The organism is Bacillota bacterium (assembly GCA_012837285.1).
Lineage (GTDB): Bacteria > Bacillota > DTU030 > DUMP01 > DUMP01 > DUNI01.
In genome coordinates, this window is the sequence record DURJ01000153.1 from 18,411 (window position 1) to 37,866 (window position 19,456).

Here is a 19,456-nt window from a genome sequence, read left to right on the forward strand (position 1 = left end):
CTATACCCTACTTTCAAGTATTATTACCCATTATATCAAGCGGGCGCCGTTCTGTCCACCGAAAGGCCCATACCAGGCCCTGCCCTAACAAACCCAAACCAGCCACCAATACTACCAGTCCCCATTCTTCCACGGTCAACGGAACCGTAGCAAACACCTGGCGCAAGACCGGATGGTACAAAACAGCCAACTGCAAACCAAAAGATACCGCCGCTGCCAACAGTAAATAAGGGTTGCCTAATAAACCCACTTCAAAAACGGACCGACTCTCGCTTCTACACTCCAACACATGAAACAGTTGCTGCATTACCAGCACCGTAAAAGCCAAGGTACGGGCTAAAGCCAAATCACCGCTTGTGAGGCCGAGAATAAACACTGCTACCGTGAGCAACCCCATGATCAATCCCCGCCCGATTATTTTCCTGGCTAATCCGCGGGAGAACACGCTTTCATTTTTCTTTCGTGGCCGGCGCTCCATAATGTCTTGAGCCGGTGGCTCAAAGCCCAGAGCCAGCGCCGGTAAGCCGTCCGTAAGTAAATTAACCCATAAGATTTGAATCGGCAACAAAGGTAACGGTAACCCTAGCAAGGCGGCCACGAACATGGTTACTACTTCACCGGTGTTACTGGATAAGAGATAGCGGATAAACTTTCTAATGTTATCGTAAATGGCTCGCCCTTCTTCCACCGCAGCGACAATAGTCGTAAAATTATCGTCTTCAATAACCATGGCCGCCGTTTCACGGGCCACATCAGTGCCGGTGCACCCCATAGCTATACCGATGTCCGCTTCTTTCATGGCCGGTGCATCGTTAATACCGTCGCCAGTCATGGCCACTACTTCTCCCCGTCGTTTGAGGGCACGAACAATACGAAACTTGTGGCGCGGGCTGACCCGAGCATAGATATTGATAGTTCGAGATCGGTCTTCTAATTCCAGCTGGCTCCAACTATCCAAGTCGGCGCCGGTGGCAACCCCGCCTTGCCAAGATAAGCCCAGCTCTTTGGCCACAGCTACGGCGGTACTCCGGTGATCCCCGGTAATCATTATAGTACGTATCCCGGCTCGCTGACAACGAGCAATGGCTTCTTTCACTCCCGGTCGGGGCGGATCATTCAATCCTACCAGCCCGACCAGGGTCAATTCCTTTTCCAATTCCGGGCTTGGGCGCCCACTAAAACCAGGCAGATCCCGATAAGCAACAGCCAGTACTCGGAGCGCCCGGGAAGCCATATTCTCGTTTTCTGTGAGCCATCTTTCCTTGACTTCAGCCCGCAAGGGCTGAACGCTTTTGGGGCCATTATAGACTGAGCAGCAACGATCCAACACGATATCAGGCGCCCCTTTAACCACTAACCGGATACCGCCGTCAAAGCGGTGCAGCGTGCTCATGCGCTTACGTTCAGAATCAAACGGTACTTCCCCTAGGCGGGGGTAAGTTTGCTCCAAAAACCCGCGCACCAAGCCCGCCTCCGCTGCCTTCACCGCCAACGCCGCCTCAGTCGGGTCACCTTCGGCTGTCCAAATTCTATCCTCTGAGCCCCGGCGACGTCGCCATAGATCTAGAACTTCAATGTCTCGTCGTTTGAGGGAAGCATCGTTACACAAAGCGGCTAGAGTTAGCAGCAAACGGTGATCTTGAGCCCGGATTTCACGCACTGTCATCTTGTTTTCGGTTATGGTGCCGGTCTTATCGGCGCATATTACCGACGCACAGCCCAAAGTCTCCACTGCCGGCAAAACACGGATTATGGCTTGTCGCTTAGCCATACGTTGTACGCCTACCGCCAGAGACAGAGTAACCACTGCCGGCAGTCCTTCCGGAATAGCGGCCACGGCCAGACTGATCCCAGCCATGATAAGCTCCAAAGCGGATCCTCCACGCTTCAGTCCCAAGGCGACCACGGCGGCACACACGGCCAAACAGGCGCCCACCAGTACTTGCCCCAGATGGTGTAACCGTCGCTGCAATGGAGTTTGCTCCTCTTTGCGCCGACCTAAAAGACGCGCTATTTGGCCGGTTTCTGTTTTTACACCGGTAGCCACCACTATGGCTTCGGCTTTTCCCCGAGTAGCCAAAGATCCAGCAAATACCATGTTGCGGCGTTCAGCCAGCCCAGTCTCTACAGGCAAAACAGATACGTTCTTACTAACCGGTGTCGATTCTCCGGTAAGCGACGACTCGTCACATTGCAGACCCCAACACTTCACCAGGCGGGCATCGGCAGGAACTCTGTCCCCGGCAGTTAGAATCACTAGATCGCCGGGTACCACCTCTGCCGCCGGCCGTTCGGCTGCTAAGACTCCTCTTCGAACCCTAGCTTTGGGAGTACTTAACTGGTTCAGGGCCGCCAACGAGCGTTCCGTTCGGTACTCCTGAACAAATCCGAGCAGAGCGTTTAGTATTACAATGGCAACAATGGCTAAAGCATCGCTCCATTCCGTAAGCAAAGCTGATAAAATCGCAGCCACCAATAGGACTCGAACCATAAAATCGTGGAACTGATCTTGAAGCACTTCGAAGGCGGTCTTAGGTCCCTGAGTCGGAACAGTGTTCGGGCCAAAGTCGAACAGACGAGCCTTGGCCTGGACAGGGTCTAAACCTGTGGTGGCATTGGTTCTAAGTGCAGTCAGAAGCTCATTTAACGATAGGGCATGCCAAGGTTGCAAAGCGCTGGCCTCCTTTTCTGGTTCCGAGCTTCAGGTACTGGAATTACTAAAGAATCCCTATGCCCACAGGAGGAAAAACATGCCCCGGGAGCACGTCCTCAATTGACCCTCTCTGTGGGCGGAGGTATACTGAAAAGGAAACTGGTGTAAAGGATGATCAGCATGGCTTTCGATTCTATTGCCTTAACAGCCCTAATGGCTGAGTTGGAAACCTTGGTCGGGGCACGCGTGTCGCGGATCCAGCAGCCTAGTCAGTTGGAAACGGTCTTTACTATGCGAGGCTCAAACGGTAACAAGCGCTTGCTCATCTCAGCTCATCCGGAGAGGGCACGAAGCCACCTGACTACTGCTTCCTACACCAATCCGTCCCAGCCACCGGGATTCTGTATGTACTTGCGCCGCCATCTGGAGGGCTCGCGGCTGGAACGTATTACCCGACCCGAAAGTGAGCGCATCGTATACTTGCACTTTGCCGCGCGGGATGAGCTCGGAGACGAACGACCATTGCTTCTTATTGTGGAAGCCATGGGCCGACACAGCAATATTATCGTGGTGAACCAAAAACAGAATATAATCCTCAACGCTATTAAATCCATTTCCGCTGCTATTAGCCGCTACCGCCAGGTCCTGCCTGGGCTACCGTATAAGAGCCCACCGCCGCAGAACAAACTGCACCTATCTTCTCTCACCGAACTTGAATTCTACTTGGAGCTCCGCCAACGAGGCCGACGCCCGGCTCAGGCATTGCTGGCAACCATCGCCGGCCTTAGTCCGCTCTGGGCTGAAGAGCTAGTAGTCCGCTCCGGCCTGGAGGATACCCTCAACATAAAGTCCGCCACCCAAACAGAACTTAGACCGTTGTGGCGAGAAGTAGGCACCCTGAGGGAATCGCTTTGGCGGGCCGAGTTTAAGCCCACTGTTTACTTAGAACCAGAAGGTCGAGCCGTGTCCGTGGCCCCTCTGCCCTTGGTACGTTATGCCCGCTTGTCGGTTAAGAGTTTTCCCACCATGAGCGCTGCCTTAGACTATTACTTTCAGGCCAAAGAAAGGGAAGTGCAGTTCTCGGCCCTGCAGCAAAGCTTGCTGACCAAACTGCGTCACCAAATAGAACGGGTCGAAAAGAAGCTCGCCCTTCATTTTGAGGCTATCCAAAACGCTAAAAAGGCTGACCGGTATCGAAAGTTTGGAGAACTGCTTCTGGCCTATGCTTATCAGCTAACCAGTGCCGGCCTCACGGAAGTGCAGCTCCCAGATTGGACCGAGGCCGGAACGCAAGTTGTGGTTCCTCTTGATCCAGCATTGACTCCGGTGGAGAATGCTCAGCGCTACTTTGCCCGCTACAACAAAGCTAAGAAAACCCTGACGGCGGCCCAGCATCAGAAACAGCAGGACCAAGCGGACTTGTCTTATTTTGAGAGCGTGTTACTGGCTGTAGAAGAAGCTGATAGCCTGCCAGAGCTGGAGGAAATAAAGGCCGAACTTACAACAGAAGGCTACATTAAGAAAGAAGCAACATCCCGTCTGCACAAAGATAAGGTGAGTCCAGACAGCAAGCCTCTTTCTTTTGCTATCGATGGTTATGCTGTTTTTGTCGGTAAGAACAACCGGCAAAACGATTATCTAACGTTGCGGCTAGCTCAAAACGACGACATCTGGCTTCACACTCAAAACATTCCTGGCTCCCATGTTATTATCCGGTGTCCGGACGGCCAACTGCCGCCCCAAGACGTTTTGCTACAGGCAGCCCATCTGGCTGCCTATTACAGCCGGGCTCGCGCCTCGTCCAATGTTCCAGTGGACTATACCAGATGCCGCCAGGTGAAAAAGCCCCGGGGTGCCCGGCCCGGTTTCGTTACCTATAGCCAGCAACAGACTGTCTACGTTACACCGGACCCGAGCACGATTAAAGCCCTCAAAGGCCGGCCTTGAGGGCTTTAATCGTGTTAGAACACTAACCGCTTTCCGCAGGTTTGCTATAACAGTGGATTATGCGCTCTGGCGTTGTTCTGGCGGCAGGATCAAGTTGAGAACAATCCCCACCATGGTAGCCAAAGGCATACCGCTCACGGTAAAATTGCCTACGCTGATCTCTGCCCCGCCAATGCCGATAACCAGAATAACCGAGGCCAAGATAAGATTACGATTTTCAGCAAAATCCACCTGGCTTTCCACTAACATCCGTACCCCAGCCGCAGCGATGGTGCCAAAGAGCAAGATGGAAATTCCGCCCAACACCGACGGAGGGATTGTCTGAATAACCACACCTAGTTTCTGCACAAAGGACAGCACCACGGCAATAGCTGCCGCCCAGCCAATCACCCAAACACTGTACACTTTGGTGATCGCCATCACCCCGATGTTTTCACCGTAAGTGGTATTAGGTGGACCACCGAAGAGAGCAGCCAACGAGGTGGCTAAGCCGTCGCCTAAGATAGAGCGGTGCAGCCCCGGATCCTTTCCCAGATCCCGTCCGACAATATTATTAGTTACCAACAGATGGCCGATATGCTCGGTAATACTGACAACAGCCACCGGAGCAATCAACAATGCCGCCGGCAGAGAGAACTGAGGAGTAACAAAGGGCGGAACGGCAAACCAAGCCGCTTCTCTAACCGGTGTTAGGTCCACCAAACCTTGAGTAAAAGCACATACATAGCCGGAAACGATCCCGATCAAGATGGGAATTACGTTTAGAATTCCCTTAAAGTACATGTTAGCAATAATAGCCATGGCCAAAGTAAACAAGGCCGTCCATACGCCCGGTGAACTTAGAAAGTGCACCGTCTCCCCAGGCGGAGGTAACAAGCCGGCCATTTCCACTGCGGTCCGCGCCAGACCCAAGCCAATTACAATAACCACCGAACCGACCACTGCCGGCGGTAGTAAACGATCTATCCAAACAGTACCGATTCGATATATCAAACCGGCTACCACCACATACAACAGTCCGGCCATAACACAGCCAAACAAAGCTGCCGGCAAGCCCCAGTTCCTAATAGCCACCTGAATAGGGACAATAAACGCGAAGGAAGAGCCCAGGTAAGCCGGGATTTTAGCTTTGGTGCAAATAATGTAAGTAAAAGTCCCCAGTCCGCTGCCCAGCAAAGCCAAAGAAGGATCCATGCCCGTTAGAATAGGTACTAAGATAGTGGCGCCAAACATGGCAAACAAGTGCTGAATACTAAGAGGTATTGTCTCCCACAACGGTAGCCTTTCGTGAACATCGATGATTGGCCGCAAAAAGCATCCTTCCTTTCACTAATATCATACCCATATATATAAGACCCTCCTCGCCGGCTCCAAACCGGTAAGGAGGGCATTCCCTCTTCCCTTACCGGCCACACAGGACCGACTTAAAGGGACGCTATTCTTCTTCCATCAGCACGACCTTGTCCTCTTCGTCTGTCTCCTTCAGCCATACCGCTATTTGTTCCCGTCGCGAAGTGGGCACATTCTTGCCGACAAAATCAGGCCGGATCGGAAGCTCCCGATGCCCGCGATCAACAAGAACCGCCAGCTGAATGCTGCTGGCCCGGCCTAGATCCATCACTGCATCCATAGCCGCCCGCACGGTACGACCGGTGTAGAGCACATCATCCACCAGCACCACCCTTTTGCCTGCCAAACTAAAGTCGATCCCAGTCAGACTTACCGGCGGCGAACTGGGCGGTTCCCGATCGTCCCTGTAAGCGGTAATATCCAAGTGACTCACCGGAACGGCTACACCTTCTATGTGCTGAATTTTGTCCGCTAAACGCAGAGCCAACGGGTACCCACGCGTTTGGATGCCTAACAGAACTAAGTTAGCAGTGCCTTTGTTTCGTTCCAGGATCTCATGGGCAATCCGGGTCAGCGCCCTTCTTAAACCATCAGCATCCATTAACACCGTCTTCTCTCTAAGCACCATGGATGGCCCCACCCCCAATTATTACCAAAGCCTTTCCTGCGGCCGCAGGAAAGGCTTCCCTCCGTTCCTTACCAGCCTCACGGGACCAGTCTTAAGGCTTACCTGTTATGTACATAAGTCTACCATAAAACAAACAGTACCGTCAAGATTTACCAGCTATAGAGGCCGACTTACATGCCCAGGCAGTGGTACCAGGAACTGCCTATTGCAGACAGGTCTTTCATTTGCCTCTTAACCGGCTCAGTACCGCCATCAAGTCTTCCGGTAGCGGACTGGAGAACCCCAGCTCCTCCCCTGTTACCGGATGGAGAAAGCTTAGCTTAGCAGCATGGAGAAACTGACGTTTAAGACCCAGGTTTCCTTGGCGCCGCCCATAGAGAGGATCGCCCACTACAGGGTGACCCACAAAGGCTAGGTGTACCCGAATCTGGTGGGTACGCCCGGTATCTAAGGTGGCCTTAAGGTAACTGTAGTTTTCTAATCGTTCTAACACGGTAAAATAGGTTCGGGCCGATCGCCCGCTTGGTACTACCGCCATTTTGAGTCGCATCTTAGGGTGACGCCCGATAGGAGCATCTACTGTGCTTTGGTCCGGTTTCATCCAGCCGTGGGCTAAACAAAGATAGCTCCGTTTTACTGTGCGCTCTTTCAGTGCCAATGTCAGCCCCTGATGGGCAGCTTCTGTTTTTGCCACAACCAACAAACCCGAGGTGTCTTTATCTAAGCGGTGAACGATCCCCGGGCGCAGCTTGCCGCCAATATCAGCCAGTTTGTCACCACAATGAGCCAGTAGAGCATTCACTACGGTACCTCTGCGGTGGCCCGGCGCAGGATGAACTACCAGGCCGGCCGGCTTGTCGATGACTAACAGATACTGGTCCTCATAAATGACGGTCAGCGGCCTATCCTCCGCCACTACTGCCAGCGGCTCCGGGGGCGGCACCTTAACGATAATTTGTTCGCCTCCAGAAACACGTAAGCTGGCTTTGGGAGCTTTGCCCTGAACCTGTACTCGCCCCATCTGAATTAGATGCTGCAGCCGCGACCGACTGAGCTCCGGGCCCAACGCTGCGGCCAAAAAAACATCTAACCGCTGCCCGCTCTGATTAGGCTCCACTTTGAGATGGTACTCCCTAGGACCTAGGTTTTGGTTCGTGGTCACAGCAGTTTGCCCTCCGATTGAAGCAAGTACAGAAACAGCAGGCCTACACCGGTGACAATAGCCGTGTCAGCGACGTTGAACACCGGAAACACGCGAAAATCAAGAAAATCAACCACATAGCCAAAACGTAATCGATCAACTAGGTTACCAACGGCTCCCCCCAAAACCAAGATCATGGCCCAACGAAGTAACACCATGTGGGGTTCCAGACGACCGGCATAAAGCAAGATGGCCACCACCACCACAGCAGTCACTGCCACCAACAGACCGGTTTGATGCTTGAGCAGGCCAAAAGCCGCCCCAGGGTTCTGTACATAGGAGAAGTGAAATACCCCGGACCAAATAGGCCAACTCTGACCCGGCAAAAGGAAATACCTGATCAAGGCCTTAGTTAATTGGTCTAGAGCCACAATAATACCGGCACCGATGAAGATTTGGGTCAATTGTTCTCCCCCTTACCGTTCTCCTCTCGCTCATTAGCTAAGCCGAGATTTCTTTCCCGGTCGTGGTTTAGCCCGGCCGAAAGGCTCAGCTTTGTCCTCCATTACTACTTCTTCCACATCTTCTACGGCTCCCCGATGCTCACTGGAATCAATATAGGTATCGCTATAGCTGTCCACTCCGCCTACATCCTGCGGGCCGGAAGCCGTACCATAGCGCGCCACTGCCTGCCAGGCATCTTCTCCGTCAAAACCAGTGTAATCGGTATTGTCCAAAAAAGTGCGGCCAAACGGCTGTGCTAACACTTCTTCCTCCACCGGACGCTGAGTACCGTCCCAGTCTTGTGCTTCTTCTTTTTCCTGACAGCCAGAACATAGGGTAGCCCAGGGCAACACCTGCAACCGACCTGGGTCTATCTTGTTCTCACATTGATCGCAAATACCGTATGTTCCGCTCGCCAGTTTTCTTAGGGCCTGGTCCACTTGGGCTAACAACCGCCGGGTATTGTCCCACAATCCAATGTCTTTGCCCCGCTCAAACGTCTCCGATCCTACATCGGCTGGATGATTGTCGTAGAGAGACAGCTCTCCAATAACATCGCTTTGCCGTTCTTGAAGCCCACCTTGTTCAATTCTCCCGCTTAACTGCTTAAGTCGCTCTTTTTCCGCTTGTAGCCGGGTCTTAATCTCCTGGGTATTCTGCATCCTGATCAGTGCCTCCCTAGTTGTAGAGTAACTATGTCTACTATCTGGGCAATAAAGGCTCCCAGAACAGGAATGCTCACCATCTGGCGCAAGAGATAGAGCACCAGCGCTCCCACCAAAGTAAAGCCCACGGCCATGCCAAAGCCCCGAGCCACCCCAGCCACAAAGTTCAGATACAGCAAACGACGAGTATTTGTTTGTAGGTCCACATACTCAGCCAAGCGGGCCTTATCGAGAGAATCAGCCAGGCGATCCACTTGGGCTTGCATAAGCTCGACCGGGCTTTGATCCTGAGCCATTCCTGTCACCTCTAATGTAGAATGCCCAAACCAGGTCGGCCTTATGGCAGGTGTTGGTTCTCAGCTAACACCGCCTGACAACGTGGGCAAACTCCATCCTGAGTATCCTCGTTGTACATCCAACAGCGCTCGCATTTCTCACCGGCAGCCAATGTAACCAGACAATGGGCACCGGCGTAGTTCTCAAGTTCGACTGCTGTAGTCGGTGGCGTTTCACCCGGCTCATGTAATTTCACTTGGGAGACAATAAACAACCCTGGCAGTATGCTCTCGTAGTCCTGCAGCAATTCATGCGTTGAGCTTAACGTCTCTGGAAACCAAAGATCTACCCGGGCCATGAGCGAAGTGCCGATTAGACTGCTTTGCCGTGCCTCTTCCAGTGCCTTGGCCACATCAGAACGTACGGTTAACAGTTGGGTCCAGCGTTGCTCCAGCTTCTCATCCAGGTACTCTGGGTTTGCCTCCGGCCAAGCGGCCAACTGAACGCTCTCTTCTTGTGTGCCTGGAATATAGTCCCAAATCTCCTCCGCCGTAAACGTGAGTATCGGTGCCATTAACCGTACCAAGGTGGTCAGTATTTCATACATGGCTGTCTGGGCCGACTGCCGCCTGGGATCATCCGCTTGGCTACAGTAAAGCCGGTCTTTGAGTACATCGAGGTAGAAGGCGCTCATGTCCAGAGTGCAGAAATTGTGGAGTGCATGGTACAACAAATGGTATTCGTACTCCTCGTAGGCAGCTGTTACTTTTTCGACTAGCCGGGTTAAAGCCATCAGCGCCCACCGATCAAGTTCGGTCAGGTCTTGATATGGTACCCGGTCTTTTTCCGGCTCGAAATCAGCCAGATTCCCTAGCAGAAAGCGGGCTGTATTTCTGATCTTGCGGTAAACCTCCGACATCTGGAGCAGAATATCTCTTGATACCCGCACGTCCCCTTTAAAATCTGACGATGCCACCCATAATCTTAGCACGTCAGCACCAAACTCGCTGATGATCTCCTGCGGATAAATTACGTTGCCAACAGACTTAGACATTTTCCGGCCTTTGCCATCCACAACATAGCCGTGGGTTAGTACCGAACGATAAGGAGCGTGCCCGTTCATGGCTACCGATGTCAGCAGTGACGATTGGAACCAACCGCGATGCTGGTCACTGCCCTCCAAGTAGAGATCGCAGGGCCACTCCAGCTCCGGCCTAGTGGTTAGCACAGCATGATGGCTGGATCCAGAATCGAACCACACATCCATGGTATCAGTCTCTTTGCGAAAGGCTGTACCGCCACACTGAACACAGCGTGTTCCAGGGGGCAAAATATCCTCGGCTTCATACTGGTACCAAGCGTTGGATCCTTCCCGCCGGAATAGGTCGCGCACAGCGTTTATCGTCTCAGCGGTAATAAGCTCGTGGCCACACTGCTCACAATAAAATATCGGAATCGGTACACCCCATACTCGTTGTCGAGAAATGCACCAATCCGACCGCTCTCTTACCATGGCGGAAATTCGCCCTTCACCCCAGGCCGGATACCATGTGACTTCTTGGATAGCATCTAATGCCTGGTCGCGGAAAGCTTCCACCGAAGCAAACCACTGTTCTGTAGCCAAAAACAGTATCGGCTCTTTGCAACGCCAGCAGTGCGGATACTGGTGGGTTGTGGTGGTGAAATAAAGCAGAGCGCCACGTTCTTCCAGTTCAGTTACAATGGGTCCGGTAGCCTGCGTTACAGGAAGCCCGGCAAACTTACCAGCTTCAGACGTAAAAATCCCTTTACCGTTTACCGGGTTTAAAATCGGTAGATTATACTCCCGGCCAATTTCGAAGTCCTCGAGCCCATGCCCAGGAGCAGTATGCACACAACCGGTACCGGCTTCAAGGGTAACATGATCGCCCAAAATAACCACCGCTGGGCGGTCTATAAACGGATGCCAGCACTCAATTCCTTCTAATTCCTCGCCTCGAAACGAACCCAGGATTGCCCCGTGGTCACGCTCGATGGTAGACATAACCTCGGCGATTAAGTCCTTGGCCAACACAAGATACTCGCCTTCTGACTCCAGCAACACATACTCAAACCGGGGATTTAAACAAATAGCCAAATTAGCCGGCAGTGTCCAAGTGGTAGTTGTCCAAATGGCAAAACAGATCTTGTCTGCCGGAGCCAGACTGGTTAGTTTTCCCTTAGGGTCCGATTTCAAGGGGAACTTTACATACAGTGAATCTGACTTCGATTCCTGATACTCCACTTCGGCTTCTGCCAGCGCGGTTTCGCAAGTGCTACACCAATACACCGGCTTCAGACCCTTGTAAATGAATCCCTTGGCGGCCATGGCACCAAAAACTTCGATCTGCTTGGCCTCATATGCTGGTTTTAGGGTCAAGTAAGGATCGTCCCAATCGCCCCGAACCCCAAGGCGCTTGAACTCTTCCATCTGCACATCGACAAAATGGCGCGCATACTCTTCGCAATGGCGCCGGAGCTGTAGCGGTGTAATCTCAGCTCGATCCAAGCGCAACTTCTTGATAGCGGCGTGCTCAATGGGCATACCATGAGTATCCCAACCGGGCACATAGGGGGTATCGAAGCCGCGCATATACTTATACTTATTTACAATATCTTTGAGCACCTTGTTGAGCGCAGTACCCAAATGGATATTGTTGTTGGCATAGGGCGGTCCGTCATGAAGGATGAATTTGGGTCGCCCAGCAGCCTTCTTACGTGCTAATGCATTGATGTTCATTTTTTCCCAACGAGCCAAAATTTCAGGCTCACGCTTGGGCAGATTAGCCCGCATGGGGAATTTTGTTTTGGGCAGGTTCAGAGTTTTCGAGTAATCCATGCCTGCAGCACCTCCCTGCTGAAATAAAAAATCCCGTCCATTAGGACGGGGACTTTCCCGTGGTACCACCCAATTGAATGCAAGCCTATTGCATCCTCTCATAGCCGTAACCGTGGCTGCCGGGGTGTCCCTACTCCGATTACTGTTTCAGAACCCAGCTCCCAGGTGATTTTCAGCTTTGGCTACCGTACCGGCTTCCACCTAACCCGGTTCGCTGACCGTCAGCCCAAACCTACTCGCCCGTTCATCACTGTTTCATGATTACGGCCATTATACCTATTCTGGTTACAAAAGTCAAATGAAAACAACGGTCTCGCTTTAGAGGTCATTATTTGCTTTTGCCGACCAGGTGCGACCACGGAAGTAGTAGTTTAGTCCCAGCATCACAAGAACTGTCGGTACTAGCCGTACTGCCAAAAGAGCCGGTACCGACAAGCCCATGGCGGCAAAAATAGCCGTGTCCTCAATAATCGCATGAGACAGGCTTAAGACAATCCAAAGAAGGGTCAACTCGTGCTCGCTCCACTGTCCTTCTTTGACCGAGGCCAAGATAACGCCGGCACTGTAAGTAAAACCGATGATAAGTCCAGCAACCAAGGGGAGGGCTGCCTGAGGGGGGAAACCTAGCTGTCGGCAGGCTCCGGCCAGTTGTTCCGAGACTTTTTCCAGCCAGCCAAATTCCGCTGCTATCTCCAGCGTAATTAGCAACGGAAACAGTATGTATGCTATCCGGATCAAAGAAGCCAGGCCAGTGGGCAGGCCTAACTTAAGAGTCTCAAGTAGCAGCAAAAAACATTCCCCCTACAAGATGAGGCTTAACAACAAACCAACGACTACCGCTGTCCCTATGCGGGCTGAAATCACAGCAGTCACCTTTCCCCTGGCCTGGGCTACTATGGCTCCTTCCTGCGGTAAAGAGTGGCACAGCATTAACATAGCGGCTAGGATAAGCTTCTGTTTGCTGCTCAAGGACAAAGCCGCCATAGCACCCACACCAGCATAAAGTCCGGAAATATTCCCGGCTACAAGCGGCACCGCTGCTTCTCCCGGTAACGCAAACCAAGCCATAAAGGGAGAAAAGAATGCTGAGAGGTAGTCCAAGCCACCGGACAAATCTAACCACGTTACCACGAGAATAGCCGGTATCATAACTTTAGCCAACAACCATAGAACTTTCAAGGCGTTTTTAGAACCTCGAACCATGGCTGGCAGCAACCTCTCCGTTAGCATTCGGCTCTGCCTCCTTACCGTCTACGCTCCTTGTCTCTAACAGGGCCATGGCTCCCAGAAGAAGTGCTTTTGTCTGAGCTTTGTACTCTTCCACTTTACCTTGCAGCTCTCTTAATCGAGTGGTTAGCTCAGCTAACTGTCGTCGGCCCTCTTCTTCCAGAGCTTGGGCGTTGGCTTCAGCCTGGGCTCGAATAAGATCCGCTTCTTTTTGGGCATTAGCCCGTGTCTCGTCAGCGGCCTTTTGAGCTAATACCAGGGTATTGCGTAACGTCTCTTCCAAGTTCTGGTAACGGTTTGTTTCTTCCTTAAGTCGAGAGATTTCATCTTTAAGGCTAGCATTTTGCCGGTACAACATTTCATAGTCTTCCAAGATTTGGTCCAAAAACTCGTCTACTTCCTCCTCACAGTAGCCGCGTAGACGGCGGCGAAACTCTTTTTTCTGAATGTCCAGCGGAGTAAGCATGGTACCCTCCTTGGTGTTTTCTTTTTGGCAGCTATTTCTCCTGTCCAAGCTCAGCGGAACGCTTGGCAGCCGTCACCACAGATTCTAACACTAACCCTCGGAAACCGCCTTCTTCCAGGGTAGCTATGCCGGCAATGGTGGTACCGGCCGGGGATGCAACCCTGTCTTTTAGGGTACCCGGGTGTTCACCGGTCTCAAGTACCATCTTAGCAGCACCGAAAACAGTCTGGGCCGCCAATGTCTGTGCCACTGGCCGTGGCAGGCCAGCCATGACACCGCCGTCGGCCAAGGCCTCAATAAACATATATACATAAGCCGGCGCAGAGCCGCTAAGTCCGGTTACTGCATCCAACAGACTCTCATCCAGCACCACGGCCCGACCCACAGCCGAGAGCAGTTCTTTAACCCGGTCCACATCGGCCGGCCCGGCATTGGGTCCCTTTGCTATTCCTGCGGCCCCAGCTTGAACCAAGCAGGGAGTATTGGGCATAACCCTCACTAACCGTGCCGTCCCAGTGTACTTCTGAAGATAGGACAGCGGCAATCCGGCCATAATCGAAACTACCAAGTGCTTCTTCTCCCACCGACCCGCCAGATCGGCCAAAACAGCCGCTGCCGCCTGGGGTTTCACAGCCAGAAAGACTACCTTACATCTCGCTAGCACATCGGCATTGCCGGCTGCAGGTTGCACCCCTAATGTCTCTTGAAGATACGACACCCGACTGGAATCGATATCTGATACCCACACTTGCTCCGATAAAACTAAGCCATTACCCAAAATACCGCTGAGCAAGGCTTCGGCCATGGCTCCAGCGCCAATAAAACCAAGCATTCATCTGCCTCCTAACAATAGACTCTAACCTAACCACGACCACGGTTCATCGCTGTCGGCTTCGAATGATTGTAAAGCCATTACTCCAACATTGTTGGGAGCAAAAAGGAAAATCTCACTGCCTACACGCTCCACAGTACCATTTAAGGCATAGACCGCTCCGCTGACAAAATCCACAATGCGCTGAGCCACTTGAGCCTCTGTTCCTTCCAGATTGACAATGACGGTACGGCGTGCCTTCAGGTGATCGGTTACGTCACGGGCCTCATCGAAGCTCTTCGGCCGCGTAACCACTACCTTGCCTCCTGCCCCTGGCGCGCTGGGAAGACTCACCACCTTGGGTCGGCCAAAACTTGTTCTGGCCGGTGCCTGGAAGCCACTACTCAAATCTTCATCTTCAACTACTTCTTCCACCACCGTCTCCTCAAAGCCCATTAGGTTCAGAATCCTACCCACCAGAGAACCTGCCATTTGCACAACCTCCTTACCTTACTCTGTGGCTGGATCGGTTCGGCTGCCAAAAATTGCCGTACCCACCCGGATCATGGTCGCTCCTTCTTCTATCGCTACCTCGAAATCACCGCTCATACCCATGGACAATTCTTCCATCCTGATCCCAGGCAACTTCAGTTTTTCGGTTTCTCGAGCCAGTTCGCGTAATTGGCGAAATACCGGCCGTACCTTCTCCGGATTGTCGACATAAGGAGCTATAGTCATCAGGCCGCGCACATTAAGACGCGACAGGGCAGACATCTTCTTCAGCAACGGCAGTAGCTGCGCCGGTGAAACACCGTACTTGGCTCTTTCACCCGCCACATTCACCTGTACCAGACAATCTACGGTCCGCTTAGATTCTTCGGCTCGTCTCTGCAAAGTATAACCCAGTCGCAGACTGTCCACTGAGTGAATGAAGTCAAATATCTGTACAGCCAGCTTGGCTTTGTTACGTTGCAGATGGCCAATAAGATGCCAAGTCGGTCCGGGCGAAATTATCCCCACCTTGCTCAGGGCTTCTTGGATCCTGCTTTCGCCCATGTGCTCTATTCCAGCGGCCAGAGCCGCTTGGATTTTCTCCGGCGGTACCGTCTTGGTAACAGCTACCAGACAAACATCTTCGGGCCGGCGTCCACTTCTGGCCGCCGCCGCCGCAATTTTTTCTTGTACCACTGCTACATTGTTTTCGATCGACGGCATATGATTATTTCCTCCTACTAAAACATACCTTTTCCCATGGTATTCGACACTATCCAAAAATTCCCTGCTTTTAACGCGAAAAAACTCCCGCAGCGACGAAAAACGCCGCGCCTTTAGAACCGCAGCCCAACAGCAATCTCTGCGCCGGGCTTGAGCCCAGAAACAACGGCCTGTCCCTTGTCTACAGCCAGAACTCTCACCGGTGTAAAGGACCACTTGCCCTGGTGCCAACGATAGACTCCCTCTTGGCCGTCTTGATAAGTTAAGCTCTTCTCCGGCACTACCGTCCCCCGCACCTGCTGGTAGATCACCTCCGCCTCCGCTTCCCGAACAGAAGACAATTCCGGCGGTGCGTTAATCAGCTTCAGTACAGCTACACTTTCGCTTTCCTGGTGCGCTAGCGCCACCACCTTGGCTGATAACTGAACCTGCGTCGCTCTAAGACAAAGATCAACCCGGTCATCTAAGGCCAGTAGATCTACCCTCTCCTGGAAACTAACACGGGCAAAAGTCGGCTCTTCCTGGATTATTTTGCCCACCGCGCGGCCACTGTCAACATAATCCCCAGCCGAAGCCGGCGCCGGTTTCAAGGGACTGCTTGGAGTCAGGGCCGTTAAAGCCACCTTGTATTCCAAGGGGTCGAACGCGTCTTCATAACCGTCCAGGCTAACTTCAAACCTCCCGGCCAAGGGCGTCACCACGGGAGTTGTTGCTAGGGCCATTAACTCTTTGGCCTCGGTCTCGGTTTGGCGCCACTGGCCACCACCGGCAGCTTCTTGATTTAATTGTTCTTTTTCGGTCAGCAAACGTCCTCGCTGCCTTAACAACACTTGCAGCTTATCGTTTTGAGCTTGCACCGGAGCTGTCTGCTGTTGGGGCCCACCGCTCTTTAGCTCCGCCAGTAGTAGCTGTATTTTTTCGTTCACCTGGATTAAAGTCTGGTCTAACCGGTGCTGTCTAGCCTGTAGTTCACTTTCCCAGGCAGTCTTTTCGCCCCTGGCTTTTTCCTGGAGCTGTCGGGCCCGGTCCAAAAGTTTAGGATTCAGCACCTCCCCGACGTTTGTTCCCGCTGGTACCTTCTCTCCTTTTACTACCTTGGGATGCCAAACCCCAGCCTGCGGTGTCACCAAAATAAGCTCACGCCGCAGAAACACTGCTTCACCGGAAGACCCTATAGTAACAACGCCTTCCTCAGCCACAGTCCGCCGAACTGTTTTCGCCAGCAGCAATCCTCCCACCACATGAACAGCGTTCAGCGCAATTACCAAACCCAAGACCGCCATGAAAGCCATTACCGACCAAGGTAAACGTTTTCTTGTTCTCGGGGCGCTCATAAGCCAGGCCACCTCTTTCTGTGAGATCGCCTTTATGTTCTACCCTCTACCATAAATTTCCTTTCGGAATTTAAAGCGAAATAACCGCCATTAGACTGCTGGCTCGACCGTGTTCGGCACGGTAAGAGAAAAAATCTCGGTTCCCATGGCAAGTACATAGCCTGGCCACGCTGATATGTTCCGTTTTTACCCCCGCCGCCTGCAGCAGTCGTTGATTCAGCGCCCACAGATCGAGAAAATAATGTCCCGGCCGGGAAGGATAAATCACTTCCGGCCAAAAGACAATGCGTTGGCTCAGGGGCGTCAGCACTCTCTCGTCAATCTCATAGCAACACGGTCCAATGGAAGGGCCTATGGCTACCAGTATATCTTCCGGGCGGGAAGAAAAATGTTGTTGCAGCAACTGCAAAGTCAATACCGCAATCCCGTTCACCGAGCCGCGCCAACCTGCATGGGCGACACCGATGGCCTTTTGTACCGGGTCCAGGAATAACAGCGGCACGCAATCAGCCGTATAAACTGACAAAGCCACATTGGGGCTGGCTGTAACTAGGGCATCCGTGGCCGGAAAACCGTCCTCCCATGAGAACGCTCCGCGGGGTGCAGTCGTTACCACCTCTACATTGGTACCGTGACTCTGCCGGCCGGCCACGAGATTATCCAGGGTAATTCCCACGGCGGTAAGAAATAGCTGTCTCATCTCGCGTACATGAGCCGGGTCGCTGTTTTTGAACCCCAGATCAAAATTGGCCGTAGTCCGGCCTTGAAGCTGGCCGTGTCTGGTACTGAATCCGTGTTTTGCTATCTTAGCAGCCGTAATCAGGTCTGACGTTAAGTAGACAAGGTGGGGGTAATAATGCCAGCTAAAACTCATTGAGGGCACCCTTTCTGCTTGTACTCTAAGGTTATTATACACGTCAGACTGTGTGAAAAGTCACAGTATGAAAGGTAGTCAAGATTGTCATCCTGAGCGAACTTAAGACTCTTCACTGCGTTCAGAGGGACATAAAACATGGGTTGGCAGGTTTTCATAAAATCTGACGTTCCCGAAGACAGAATAATAATAAGCCCTTGTGCTTGCCTGCTGCAAGAACCAAGGGCTTATTAAGTTCTTCTTTGCCTAGCGCGATAAGGGAGGAAGTGAGGGGCGTTCCACTAAAATCACGTCTTGCCCGATGCGCTTGATCTTATCCCACGGTATCACTATATCTTCGTTACGGCCAAAAATGCTAAACATCCCCCTTGGCCCAGGAACAACGATGGCTCTTAGCCTGCCGCTCTCCAGGTCGATATCTACATCTACCACAGCGCCCAATTTACGGCCATCACTGATATTAATCACTTCACGGGTACGAAGTTCCGAAGTGCGAACTAAAATAGCCCTCACCTCCCCACAGTTAGTATATGCGGGGTAGGCTTGTTCTAGTGCTTAAACTTTGGGTTCTAAGCGAAGGCCAGCCGCAGCCTCATAGGGAAAAAGGTTCGTACTGTTAAAAGCCTTCACCGCGCTCCGGCTGTGCCGGGCGAATAAATAGCCCGACACGATAACAGCGCCCACCAGCAATACTACCAAGAACCGGCGCATATCATCGACCTCCTTACGGAGAACTGAGATGACGTTTAAGGCGCTCCAGAGCCGCCTTCTCCAACCGTGAAACTTGAGCTTGAGAAATCCCTATTTCCTCGGCTACTTCCATTTGGGTCTTACCGTGAAAGAACCGGAGGTTCAAAATATGGCGCTCGCGCTCATTGAGCTTGTGCAGAGCTTCCCGCACCGCCAATTCCTCCACCCAATTGCTGTCCAGTTCTTTTTCGTCTTTGACCTGGTCCATGACGAAAATAGGATCTCCGCCATCATGATACACCGGTTCAAACAAGGACAGCGGTTCTTGGATGGCATCCATGGCAAATACCACATCTTCCCGGGGAAGCTTGAGCTCGCAGGCAATTTCCCCGATAGACGGCTCCCTACTGTAGCGGGTAACTAGGGTATCACGGGCCTGCAGGGCCTTGTAGGCTGTATCTCGGAGTGAGCGGCTGACACGAATGGCATTATTGTCACGCAGATAGCGGCGAATCTCACCCACGATCATGGGCACAGCATAAGTGGAAAATTTTACATTCTGCCCCAAGTCGAAGTTGTCAATAGCTTTCATTAAGCCGATACAACCTACTTGAAACAAGTCATCGACATTTTCGCCTCTGTTGTTAAAGCGTTGGATCACACTTAGAACTAACCGCAAATTACCCCCAATTAGCTTCTCCCGAGCCGAAACGTCACCAGCCATTAAGGCACGAAAAAGTTCGCGCATTTTAGCATTGGACAGCACCGGGAGTTTGGCCGTGTTGACGCCACAAATCTCAACTTTGTTAACTAGCATA

20 protein-coding genes and 1 other annotated feature are annotated in these 19,456 nt (G+C 52.4%); of the genes, 1 reads left to right on the forward strand and 19 read right to left on the reverse strand.

Annotated features, from left to right (window positions below; all coding sequences use genetic code 11):
• Positions 1 to 13: 13 nt before the first annotated feature.
• The gene (locus tag GX016_09080) at positions 14 to 2,671 is read right to left on the reverse strand and encodes a calcium-translocating P-type ATPase, PMCA-type (protein ID HHT71702.1); all 2,658 of its coding nucleotides are present in this window, start codon (positions 2,669 to 2,671) and stop codon (positions 14 to 16) included.
• Positions 2,672 to 2,833: 162 nt separating this feature from the next.
• Between GX016_09080 and GX016_09085 the strand changes: the two genes are divergently transcribed.
• Positions 2,834 to 4,600 carry a fibronectin/fibrinogen-binding protein gene (locus tag GX016_09085; protein HHT71703.1) on the forward strand — a complete coding sequence of 589 codons (1,767 nt, stop codon included), beginning with the start codon at positions 2,834 to 2,836 and terminating at the stop codon, positions 4,598 to 4,600.
• A 57-nt stretch (positions 4,601 to 4,657) separates the two neighbouring features.
• On the opposite strand, the gene uraA is transcribed toward GX016_09085, so the two are convergent.
• The 18 genes from uraA to sigG form a co-directional block, all read right to left on the reverse strand.
• Positions 4,658 to 5,911, reverse strand: a complete 1,254-nt coding sequence (gene uraA, locus GX016_09090) for a uracil permease (GenBank protein ID HHT71704.1) — start codon at positions 5,909 to 5,911, stop codon at positions 4,658 to 4,660.
• A gap of 124 nt (positions 5,912 to 6,035) precedes the next feature.
• Positions 6,036 to 6,578, reverse strand: a complete 543-nt coding sequence (gene pyrR, locus GX016_09095; protein ID HHT71705.1) for a bifunctional pyr operon transcriptional regulator/uracil phosphoribosyltransferase PyrR — start codon at positions 6,576 to 6,578, stop codon at positions 6,036 to 6,038.
• A 220-nt stretch (positions 6,579 to 6,798) separates the two neighbouring features.
• Entirely contained in the window at positions 6,799 to 7,740 is a 942-nt protein-coding gene (locus tag GX016_09100) for an RluA family pseudouridine synthase (protein HHT71706.1), read from the reverse strand.
• Positions 7,737 to 8,183, reverse strand: a complete 447-nt coding sequence (lspA, locus tag GX016_09105) for a signal peptidase II (protein HHT71707.1) — start codon at positions 8,181 to 8,183, stop codon at positions 7,737 to 7,739. Before lspA ends, GX016_09100 begins: the two co-directional genes overlap by 4 nt.
• Positions 8,184 to 8,216: 33 nt before the next feature.
• Positions 8,217 to 8,885: a conjugal transfer protein TraR gene (locus GX016_09110; protein HHT71708.1), complete on the reverse strand. Its 669-nt coding sequence runs from the start codon at positions 8,883 to 8,885 to the stop codon at positions 8,217 to 8,219.
• Positions 8,886 to 8,890: 5 nt separating this feature from the next.
• Positions 8,891 to 9,184, reverse strand: coding sequence for a hypothetical protein (locus tag GX016_09115; GenBank protein HHT71709.1), 294 nt, complete (start codon positions 9,182 to 9,184; stop codon positions 8,891 to 8,893).
• A gap of 41 nt (positions 9,185 to 9,225) precedes the next feature.
• Positions 9,226 to 12,021: an isoleucine--tRNA ligase gene (ileS, locus tag GX016_09120; GenBank protein HHT71710.1), complete on the reverse strand. Its 2,796-nt coding sequence runs from the start codon at positions 12,019 to 12,021 to the stop codon at positions 9,226 to 9,228.
• Positions 12,022 to 12,059: 38 nt separating this feature from the next.
• Positions 12,060 to 12,278: a binding site (T-box leader), on the reverse strand.
• Between the two features lie 61 nt (positions 12,279 to 12,339).
• The gene (locus GX016_09125) at positions 12,340 to 12,810 is read right to left on the reverse strand and encodes a hypothetical protein (protein HHT71711.1); all 471 of its coding nucleotides are present in this window, start codon (positions 12,808 to 12,810) and stop codon (positions 12,340 to 12,342) included.
• Positions 12,811 to 12,822: 12 nt separating this feature from the next.
• The gene (locus tag GX016_09130) at positions 12,823 to 13,251 is read right to left on the reverse strand and encodes a nucleoside recognition protein (protein HHT71712.1); all 429 of its coding nucleotides are present in this window, start codon (positions 13,249 to 13,251) and stop codon (positions 12,823 to 12,825) included.
• Positions 13,208 to 13,714 (reverse strand): DivIVA domain-containing protein, encoded by a 507-nt coding sequence (locus GX016_09135; GenBank protein HHT71713.1) that lies wholly within the window; start codon positions 13,712 to 13,714, stop codon positions 13,208 to 13,210. Before GX016_09135 ends, GX016_09130 begins: the two co-directional genes overlap by 44 nt.
• Before the next feature lie 31 nt (positions 13,715 to 13,745).
• A complete protein-coding gene (gene proC / locus GX016_09140) occupies positions 13,746 to 14,546 on the reverse strand; it encodes a pyrroline-5-carboxylate reductase (GenBank protein ID HHT71714.1) in 801 nt (266 codons plus the stop codon).
• 24 nt (positions 14,547 to 14,570) lie between these two features.
• The gene (locus GX016_09145) at positions 14,571 to 14,981 is read right to left on the reverse strand and encodes a cell division protein SepF (protein HHT71715.1); all 411 of its coding nucleotides are present in this window, start codon (positions 14,979 to 14,981) and stop codon (positions 14,571 to 14,573) included.
• Positions 14,982 to 15,035: 54 nt separating this feature from the next.
• A complete protein-coding gene (locus GX016_09150) occupies positions 15,036 to 15,740 on the reverse strand; it encodes a YggS family pyridoxal phosphate-dependent enzyme (GenBank protein HHT71716.1) in 705 nt (234 codons plus the stop codon).
• A 113-nt stretch (positions 15,741 to 15,853) separates the two neighbouring features.
• A complete protein-coding gene (locus tag GX016_09155; GenBank protein ID HHT71717.1) occupies positions 15,854 to 17,074 on the reverse strand; it encodes a hypothetical protein in 1,221 nt (406 codons plus the stop codon).
• 70 nt (positions 17,075 to 17,144) lie between these two features.
• A complete protein-coding gene (pgeF, locus tag GX016_09160) occupies positions 17,145 to 17,948 on the reverse strand; it encodes a peptidoglycan editing factor PgeF (protein HHT71718.1) in 804 nt (267 codons plus the stop codon).
• A gap of 246 nt (positions 17,949 to 18,194) precedes the next feature.
• A complete protein-coding gene (locus GX016_09165; GenBank protein HHT71719.1) occupies positions 18,195 to 18,461 on the reverse strand; it encodes a YlmC/YmxH family sporulation protein in 267 nt (88 codons plus the stop codon).
• Between the two features lie 42 nt (positions 18,462 to 18,503).
• Positions 18,504 to 18,659, reverse strand: coding sequence for a hypothetical protein (locus tag GX016_09170; protein ID HHT71720.1), 156 nt, complete (start codon positions 18,657 to 18,659; stop codon positions 18,504 to 18,506).
• Positions 18,660 to 18,672: 13 nt separating this feature from the next.
• The gene (gene sigG / locus GX016_09175; GenBank protein ID HHT71721.1) at positions 18,673 to 19,455 is read right to left on the reverse strand and encodes an RNA polymerase sporulation sigma factor SigG; all 783 of its coding nucleotides are present in this window, start codon (positions 19,453 to 19,455) and stop codon (positions 18,673 to 18,675) included.
• Position 19,456: the final 1 nt, after the last annotated feature.